This window comes from Methylobacterium sp. P5_C11 (assembly GCF_054049775.1).
The window spans coordinates 91,960-99,836 of sequence record NZ_JBFULS010000015.1 but is presented as its reverse complement, the minus strand read 5'-3'; the positions used below and the strand labels follow the sequence as shown (position 1 = coordinate 99,836).

Sequence of the window (7,877 nt, the reverse complement as noted above, 5' to 3'; positions counted from 1 at the left end):
GGGCACGTCGCAACGCAGCCGGTGCAAGTTCCTTGTGAAGGCGATCGCCCACCGCCCAGCCCACGACCCGTCGGGAGTACAGATCGAGGACCACCGCCCGGTACAGCCAGCCCGGTACAGCCAGCCCTCCCGCGTCCAGACGTAGGAGATGTCCGCGCCCCACTTCCGATCCGGCCCCGCCGCCGTGAAGTCCTTGGCGCGCCGGTTGGGGGCGACTGGAAAGGCGTGACTGCTGTCGGTGGTCGACCGGAAACGGCGCGGCTGGCGGGCCTTGAGCCCGTTCTCCCGCATCAGCCGGGTCACGCGCCGCCGAYGTGCCGCCCAACCCTGCTCGCGCAGCTCGTGTGTCATGGGCGGGCTGCCGTACGTCTCGTGCGAGAGCGTGAGGGCGGACCGGACGTGGGCAAGCAGCACGAGAGCCTCGCGCTGCCGCGTCGATGCCGGGCGGTTCTTCCAGGCGAAATAGCCGCTCGGGCTGACGGCGAGGACCTTGCACAGGCTCGCGACGGGGAAGTCCTTCCTCGCCGCGTCGATGAGGCGGAATCTCATCGACTTCCCTCCTTGGCGAAAAAAGCTGTGGCCCGCTTCAGGATCTCCCGTTCCTGACGCAGCACCTCGTTCTCGCGCCGCAGGCGCTTGAGCTCGGCGGCCATGTCCTCCTGCCGATCGGCCGGCGGGTGATCCATCTCCCGCTCACGCCGGCCCTCGATCCAGGTGCGCAGCGTCGAGAGCCCAACGCCGAGATCGGCGGCCACCTCGCGGCGGGACCGCCCGCTCGTCTGCGCTCATCGCACCGCCTCAGCGCGAAACTCAGGGGTAAAGGTCTGCTTCCGGTCCGCCATCGGAAACCCCCTCCTTCAGGAAAAGAGCTCTCCACTTTCGCGGGGCAAGTCCAATCGCTCGAGGGCGCCAGGCCTCTCCGCGCGCGCCGTCACGCCATCGCCACCACGGCCGCCACCACCGCCAACCCGACCGCCAGCCACGTCGCATAGTCCCCGATCAGGCCGCTGTGCAGCACCTCCAGGGTGCGCGTCGGCGCCGATTGCGTGACGCTCACGGGACGGACCACGAAAGCCGGCAGCCTCCTCCGGAACAGACCGTACCCCGCGCCCGCCAGGGCGAGGACGACGGACGTCCACGGCAACCACGCCGGCCCCTCCGCAAGTGCCCCCGCCATCGGCCGGTGCATGAAGTCCGATGTCGCCCGCGGCAGGGCGTGCGCGATCAGGTCCGCCGGAAGCCCGACATCGAGGGCGAGCAGCACGCAGCAGGGTGCGAGCATGAGCCAGAGGGGCCGGTTGGCCTTCTCGCGCTCGTCCTCGCTCGGCGCCCCGGCCTCGTCGCCGGGATCCGGTCCGAGGCCGAGGAAGATACGGCCCGCAGCCCGGAGCACCGCCGCCCCGGTCAGCGCCGCGCCGACGGCACCGGCGGCCAGGGCGATTGCGTGCCCCTGCTGGATCAGAGCGCCCTGGACGAGGCGTGTCCCCTGGTCGAGGATCCCGATCGGCAGGCCGCAGAGAAGGAGCCCGGCCAGCCCCATGGCGATCCCGGCCGGCCCGATGCCGCGCCCGAGGCCGCGCAGGGCGATCTCGTCGATGCTCGCCCGGGTGGCCAGCAGGATCCCGGCGATCATGAACAGGGCGCCCTTCACCAGCCCGTGGCCGACCACGTAGACCAGCATCCCGCCCGTCCCACCCGCCGAGAGGGCACCGAGGGCGGTGAGCATGATCCCGGCATGCGAGATCGTCGAGAAAGCGAGCATCCGTTTCAGGTGGCGCTGCAGCAGGGCCATCCAGCCGCCAAGGAGAGCGGTGAAGCCGCCGAGGGCAGTGAGCAGCGCCGGCAGCGCATGCTGGACCTGTTCGGCCCCCCCGAACACGACGGCGCTGACCTTCGCGAGGCCGAACAGCCCGAGCGAGACCATCGAGCCGGAAAAGATGACCGAGACCGGGCTCGGCGCCACCGCGTGGGCGTCGGCGAGCCAGAACTGGAACGGCACGATCGCGCCCTTGATCATCAGCGCGACCGCCACGAGGCAGAAGGCACCGGCCACGACCGGGTCGCGGCCGGCGCGCGCCACCGCGGCCGCGATCCCGTCGAAATCCAGCGTGCCGGTCTGCGCGTAGATCAACCCGATGCCGCCGAGCATCAGGAATCCGGCGAGGCTGTTGACCACCGTGAAGTTGATGGCACCAGCGAGCGCGGATTCCGCCAAGTGGTAGGCCGTGAGCGCGAAGGCGGCGACGCTCATCACCTCGAACCACACGAACATGTTGAACATGTCCCGGGTGAAGCAGAACCCGACCATGGCGGCCAGGAACAGCAGCATCAGGATGTGGAAGTGCCCGTGGGTGCGGCCGAAGAAGCCCCAGGCGAACACGAAGGTGAGGGCATAGAGCAGGCCGATGAAGGCCGCGACCCAGCCGCTCACCGCGTCCACCGAGAAGCCGATCCCGAGATGGACGCCGTCGCGGGGCTCCCAGCCCCCGAACCAGTAGACGAGGGGACCGTCGGCGGCATTTGTGGCGATCACGCCGGACAGGATCGCGACGCCGAGCGCGGCGAGCGTCGCCAGGATATCGGGGAGGCGGCCCGGCAGCAGATGGGCGGTCGCCAGCATCGTGGCGCAGACCACGAGGGGAAGGGCGACCGGCAGCGGGAGGAGCGCGGCGGGGAAGGCGGTCACGGGGTGGTCCGCTGGCTTCCGTCCACCCGGCCCGCTTCCTTGCCGCCCGGGGAGGGGCCGCCGGCGCGCATCGGCCGGAGCTTCTCCGGATCCAGGCTGCCGCCGCGCTTGTAGGCCTGGATGGTCAGGACGAGGAGGAGGGCGGTCAGCGTCGCGCCGACGACGATATCGGTGAGCACCAGCGCCTGCATCACGGGATCGACGGCGGGCGTGCCCGGCGGATGGTCATAGAAGATCGGGGCGATGCTGCCCCACCGGTAGCCGAGGCCGAGCAGCAGCACGTAAGTCGCGGACTGGCAGACGCCGAGGCAGCCCACGAGGTGAATGAAGTTGCGGCTCGTGGCGATGCCGTAGAGGCCGACGCCGAACAGCCACGCGGCAACCGCGTAGGGCAGCATACTCACGCGGATTCCTCTCCGGGCTCTTCGGGTTCGTCCGCCGCGCGGGTCTCTTCCATGAATTCCAGGAAGAGCTGCGTGAAGCCGCCGGCCACCGCCAGGGCGACGCCGAGGTTCTCGACCAGCATCAGGCCGCCGGAGAACAGGTCGCGGAAGGTGCCGAGCGGCAGGACGTTCTGCATGAAGGCGGCGCCGGTGAGCATCGGCGCCAGCCCGCACAGGGCGAAGAGCAGCGCTCCGCCGCCCTCCAGGGCGTCGAGCCAATGGCTGCGGATGGCGTCCCGCCAGCCGGCGTAGCCCTCGCCGAGGTAGATCAGCAGGGTCCCGGAGGCGAGGATCACGCCCCCCTGGAAGCCACCGCCGGGGGTGACCGTCGCGTGCAGCACCACGTAGAGCCCGAAGAGCGCCGTCAGCGGGCCGGCGATCCGGCAGGCGAGCACCGTGGCCTCCGAGCGCGGGATCACGGCGCGGCCGGGCCGGTGGAGGGCGCGCTCCGTGTTGCCTTCGCCACGGCGGCCCCGCAGCAGGACGACGGTGCCGGTGATGGCGGCGAGGAGCATGAATTCCTCGCCGAGGGTGTCGAGGCCGCGCAGGTCGAAGTTGATCGCGCTCACCATATTGGCGACGTGGCGCGCCTCCGGGGTGATCGCGTTGATGCGTTCGCCGTATTGGGCGATCGTCGCGCCGAACGGCGGCAGGCCGGCGATGACCGCGGCGGCGCCGGGCAGCAGGACGAGGGCCGACAGCGCCAGCAGCGCGACGCGGAGGCGCGGACTCACGATTCCTCCTCGGGCGGCTGGTTCCGCACGGCCATGAGCGCCACGAGGAACAGGAGCGGCACCGCCGCCGAGCCCACCGCCAGCTCCGACAGGGCGACGTCGGGGGCCTGCAGCGCGTCGAACAGGATCGCCAGCACGAGCCCGTTGACCGCGATGGCGAAGACCTGCCGGGCCGGGTCGCGCACCAGCACCACCGCCGTGCCGGAGACGGCGGTGAACAGGAAGAGAAGCGGCAGGATGACGGTCATCGGAGCGCTCTCATGCCGAACGGCCCTCGCGCATCAGCAGGGCGCGGCCGGACACGTGCGACAGCACCGCGGCCCAGACGAGGAAGACCACCATCATCAGCAGGATCTTCAGCGACCGTCCCGAGATGCCGTCCGCCAGGAAGGCCGCCACGGTCACGAAACCCGAGGCCGCGACGTTGAGGAAGGCGAGGGCGTGAAGCCGGTCCAGCGCCCGGGGCAGGCGCCAGAGGGCGAGCGCTGCGAGCCACGTCGCAGCCACCGTCAGGCCGAGGAGCATGCCGATCACGACGCTCATATCCAGCGCTCCAGGAAAACCGCGAGCAGCATCGTGCCCGGCAGGTTGAGCAGGACCAGGGTGAGGGCGAGATCGGTGATCGAGGCTTGATCGGTGGCGAAGGCGAGCAGCGTCAGGATCAGGACCGTGATGCTGCCGGCGAGCTGGTAGGCGGCGAAGCGCTGGCCGGGGCGGCCCCGCCACGCCATCGCCGCTGCCAGGGCCAGCGGGGGCAGCAGCGCCAGGATGGCCGCCGTCCAGATCGTCATCGCGCCACGTCCTCAAGGGCATGCGTCGCCACCGTGCCGTGGGTACGGTCGAGGGTCAGCACGTAGCTGTCGGGGGCAAGGGCGGCGGCGAGCAGCCCGACGGCACGCGCAGCCGGTGCCGTGTCCCCGGTGGGCGCCGCCCAGTCCGTTTCGGAGACGCTGCGCTCGCGGGTGACTCCACCCTCGGCGGAACCGAGCGCGACCCTCGCCAGGTGGAGGCCGACCCGTGCGGTCTGGCGGGGCATCCCGAGGAGGGCCGGCCCCATCGGCCGAAGGGCCGCCCGGTCGAAGCGGAACCGCACGCCGCCGCGCCGCCCCACTCCCCACCACCAGACCGTTCCGAGGGTGGCACAGCCGACGGCCGCCAGCCCCTCGTTCAGGCTCACCGAACCCGCGAACACCATGTAGACCAGGGCGAGGGCAATCCAGATTCCGACGCCGTCACGCGTCGATCGCTCGTGGAGGCTGCTGATCGGTCCTGCCCGCATCGAACCTGCTCACATCGATCCAGATCGGAGCGCGGCCTCCGGAAGCGTGCCCGTGCGCATGCCCCAGAAAACGGAGCCGCGGGCGTCGGCGTTCCCGGAACCCGACGACACGGTTCCGTGTAAGGACCTCGGTACCCGCTCAATGCACGCGGTCTGAACCCGCGACACCAGCCTGATGCCGACGCAGCGCAGCTGCGGCCTCGAAAGGTCTCGGGCGCGGGTTGGATTTCGGCGATCGAGCAGACCTTGCAGGCACAGGGACAAGCGATGAAGGCCGAGATCCTCGACATCCGGTTCGTGCACGAGGGCTGGAGCCGCTTCGGGATCGCGCGGGTCCGCCTCGCCGACGGCGCGGTGGTCGAGCGGGAGATCGAGGATCACGGCAATTCGGTGGGGATCCTGCCCTACGATCCCGCACGAAAGGTCGCGACCCTGGTGCGCGAGCTGCGGGTGCCGCCCCTCTTCGCGGCGGGCGAGCAGGTCCAGCTCGAGGCGCCCGCCGGCCTGATCGACGACGGCAGTCCGGCGGACAACGCCCGCCGGGAGGTCCTCGAGGAGGTTGGCTTGCGTCTGCACGATCTGGAATTCGTCGGCGCCACCTATTCCTGCGCGAGCCTGACCACCGAGAAGATCCACCTCTACCTCGCGCCTTATGGCCAGGCCGACCGCGCGGAGGCGGGCGGAGGCGCCGAAGGCGAACACGAGAACATCCGCGTCGTCGAGATGCCGTTGGCCGACCTCGCCGCCCTGGCCGACCGGGCCGCGATCACGGACCTGAAAACGCTTACCCTGCTTCTGGCGCTGCGCGCGCGTCATCCTGAGCTGTTCCCCGCGTGAGAATCCGCTATCGCGTGATCGCTCAAGGGTTGCTTACTGCACTGGTGCTCGCCGGAGCCGCGTGGATCGCCTTCCACCTGCGCTGATGGTCGGCGGAGACCGGGCTTCAGGGATCGATGGCATGAGCGAAGACGCCGGACACACCGAACCGCACGGGCTCGACCGCGGCCTGACCAATTACGGCGATCGCGACTTCGCCCGCTACCTGCGCCGCTCCTTCGCCCGCTCGATGGGCCTCTCGCCGAGCCTGCTGAGCAAGCCGGTGGTCGGCATCGCCATGACGCCGTCGGGCTTCAACAACTGCCATCGGGGCATGCCCGAGCTGGTTGAGGCGGTCTCCCGCGGCGTGCTGGCGGCGGGCGCCCTGCCGCGGCCGTTCCCGACGGTGTCGCTCGGCGAGGTTTTCCTCAACCCCACCAGTATGATGTACCGCAACCTGATGGCCATGGACACGGAGGAGATGATCCAGGCCCAGCCGATGGATGCCGTCGTGCTGATCGGCGGCTGTGACAAGACCGTGCCGGCCCAGCTCATGGGCGCGGCTTCGGCCGGCCTGCCGGCGATCCAGCTCGTGACCGGCCCGATGTCCACCGGCCGCCACCGGGGCCAGCGGCTCGGCGCCTGCACCGATTGCCGCGGCTTCTGGGCGAAGTACCGGGCCGGCACCGTCGACGCGGAGGAGATCGCCGAGGTCGAGGGCCGGCTTTCCGTGACGGCCGGCACCTGCGCGGTGATGGGGACAGCCTCGACCATGGCGTGCATCGCCGAGGCGCTCGGCATGTCGCTGCCGGGCACGGCCGCGATCCCGGCGGTGCATTCCGACCGGCTGGTGGCCGCGGAAGAATCGGGGCGCGCGGCGGTCCGGCTGATCCAGTCGAAGATCGTGCCCTCCCAGGTCATCACCCGGAAGTCGGTGGAGAACGCCGTCCGGGTGCTGATGGCGGTCTCGGGCTCGACCAACGCCATCGTGCACCTCACGGCGATCGCCGGGCGGCTCGGCATCCGCATCCCCTACGCGCGCTTCAACGCGATCTCCGACGAGACGCCGGTGCTGGTCGACCTGAAGCCCGTGGGCGAGGGCTACATGGAGGATTTCCACGCGGCCGGCGGCATGGGGGCGCTGCTGCGCGAGTTGCGCCCGCTCCTCCACCTCGACACCGTCGACGTGGAAGGCAGGACGCTGGCCGAGCGGTTGGACGAGCCCGCGGGCTGGGTCGACCGTGCGGTGATCCGCGCCTTCGACAACCCGGTCTCGGCCGTGGGCGGGCTGGTGGCACTCACCGGCAACCTCGCCCCCGAAGGGGCCATCTTCAAGCGCGCGGCGGCGACCCCGGAGCTGTTCGAGTCCGAGGGCCGGGCGGTGGTGTTCACCGGCCTGGAGGACCTGAGCCGGCGGATCGACGACCCCGACCTCGACGTGGCGCCGGGCGACGTGCTGGTGCTGCAGAATGCCGGGCCGCACGCGGCCGGGATGCCGGAGGCCGGCTACCTGCCCATTCCCAAGAAGCTCGCACGGGCAGGGGTGAAGGACATGGTGCGCATTTCCGACGCAAGGATGTCCGGCACGGCCTTCGGCTCCATCGTGCTGCACATCGCCCCCGAATCCGCCATCGGCGGGCCGCTGGCCGCGGTGCGCGACGGCGACCGGATCCGCCTGTCGATCCGCGACAAGCGCATCGATCTGCTGGTCGAGGACGACGAGATCGCCCGCCGGCTCGCGGACCATCGGCCGCCGCCGGTCCCGAGCCGGGGCTACAAGGCGCTCTACCGCCGCACCGTCACCCAGGCCCCCGAGGGCTGCGACTTCGACTTCCTGATGGGGGAGGAGGGCGGGAACTGAAGCGTCCGGCTTGATCGCCGGCCTCGGCAGCCCCATCGTCCGGACAGGACTCGGGAGG

9 protein-coding genes and 1 pseudogene are annotated in these 7,877 nt (G+C 70.9%); 2 read left to right on the top strand and 8 right to left on the bottom strand.

Annotation, left to right across the window (positions count from 1 at the left end; all coding sequences use genetic code 11):
• The 8 genes and pseudogenes from ACXJKQ_RS10925 to ACXJKQ_RS10890 all read right to left on the bottom strand — a co-directional run.
• Positions 1-842 (bottom strand): annotated as a pseudogene (locus ACXJKQ_RS10925) (IS3 family transposase); the annotation flags it as partial.
• 89 nt (positions 843-931) lie between these two features.
• On the bottom strand, positions 932-2,686 hold the full coding sequence (locus tag ACXJKQ_RS10920) for a complex I subunit 5 family protein (RefSeq protein ID WP_457105771.1): 1,755 nt from the start codon (positions 2,684-2,686) through the stop codon (positions 932-934).
• Positions 2,683-3,084, bottom strand: coding sequence for a sodium:proton antiporter (locus ACXJKQ_RS10915; protein WP_457105774.1), 402 nt, complete (start codon positions 3,082-3,084; stop codon positions 2,683-2,685). Before ACXJKQ_RS10915 ends, ACXJKQ_RS10920 begins: the two co-directional genes overlap by 4 nt.
• A 2-nt stretch (positions 3,085-3,086) precedes the next feature.
• Positions 3,087-3,863 carry an MnhB domain-containing protein gene (locus tag ACXJKQ_RS10910; protein ID WP_457105770.1) on the bottom strand — a complete coding sequence of 259 codons (777 nt, stop codon included), beginning with the start codon at positions 3,861-3,863 and terminating at the stop codon, positions 3,087-3,089.
• A complete protein-coding gene (locus ACXJKQ_RS10905) occupies positions 3,860-4,111 on the bottom strand; it encodes a Na(+)/H(+) antiporter subunit B (protein WP_457105769.1) in 252 nt (83 codons plus the stop codon). Before ACXJKQ_RS10905 ends, ACXJKQ_RS10910 begins: the two co-directional genes overlap by 4 nt.
• A 10-nt stretch (positions 4,112-4,121) precedes the next feature.
• Positions 4,122-4,406 carry a monovalent cation/H(+) antiporter subunit G gene (locus ACXJKQ_RS10900; protein WP_457105768.1) on the bottom strand — a complete coding sequence of 95 codons (285 nt, stop codon included), beginning with the start codon at positions 4,404-4,406 and terminating at the stop codon, positions 4,122-4,124.
• Complete coding sequence (locus tag ACXJKQ_RS10895; RefSeq protein WP_457105767.1) at positions 4,403-4,654, bottom strand: monovalent cation/H+ antiporter complex subunit F; 252 nt, start codon at positions 4,652-4,654, stop codon at positions 4,403-4,405. The genes ACXJKQ_RS10900 and ACXJKQ_RS10895 overlap by 4 nt, the downstream gene beginning before the upstream one ends.
• Positions 4,651-5,142 (bottom strand): hypothetical protein, encoded by a 492-nt coding sequence (locus ACXJKQ_RS10890; RefSeq protein ID WP_457105766.1) that lies wholly within the window; start codon positions 5,140-5,142, stop codon positions 4,651-4,653. Before ACXJKQ_RS10890 ends, ACXJKQ_RS10895 begins: the two co-directional genes overlap by 4 nt.
• A gap of 267 nt (positions 5,143-5,409) precedes the next feature.
• Between ACXJKQ_RS10890 and ACXJKQ_RS10885 the strand changes: the two genes are divergently transcribed.
• Both ACXJKQ_RS10885 and ACXJKQ_RS10880 read left to right on the top strand, forming a co-directional pair.
• Positions 5,410-5,979 (top strand): NUDIX domain-containing protein, encoded by a 570-nt coding sequence (locus ACXJKQ_RS10885; protein ID WP_457105765.1) that lies wholly within the window; start codon positions 5,410-5,412, stop codon positions 5,977-5,979.
• A 121-nt stretch (positions 5,980-6,100) separates the two neighbouring features.
• Positions 6,101-7,819 carry an IlvD/Edd family dehydratase gene (locus ACXJKQ_RS10880; protein WP_457105764.1) on the top strand — a complete coding sequence of 573 codons (1,719 nt, stop codon included), beginning with the start codon at positions 6,101-6,103 and terminating at the stop codon, positions 7,817-7,819.
• The last annotated feature ends 58 nt before the right edge of the window (positions 7,820-7,877 follow it).

Coding starts and splice junctions, on each gene's coding strand:
- ACXJKQ_RS10915 (WP_457105774.1), bottom strand. CDS start 3,084: ATGCTGCCCTACGCGGTTGCCGCGTGGCTGTTCGGCGTCGGCCTCTAC.
- ACXJKQ_RS10905 (WP_457105769.1), bottom strand. CDS start 4,111: ATGACCGTCATCCTGCCGCTTCTCTTCCTGTTCACCGCCGTCTCCGGC.
- ACXJKQ_RS10900 (WP_457105768.1), bottom strand. CDS start 4,406: ATGAGCGTCGTGATCGGCATGCTCCTCGGCCTGACGGTGGCTGCGACG.
- ACXJKQ_RS10895 (WP_457105767.1), bottom strand. CDS start 4,654: ATGACGATCTGGACGGCGGCCATCCTGGCGCTGCTGCCCCCGCTGGCC.
- ACXJKQ_RS10890 (WP_457105766.1), bottom strand. CDS start 5,142: ATGCGGGCAGGACCGATCAGCAGCCTCCACGAGCGATCGACGCGTGAC.
- ACXJKQ_RS10885 (WP_457105765.1), top strand. CDS start 5,410: ATGAAGGCCGAGATCCTCGACATCCGGTTCGTGCACGAGGGCTGGAGC.
- ACXJKQ_RS10880 (WP_457105764.1), top strand. CDS start 6,101: ATGAGCGAAGACGCCGGACACACCGAACCGCACGGGCTCGACCGCGGC.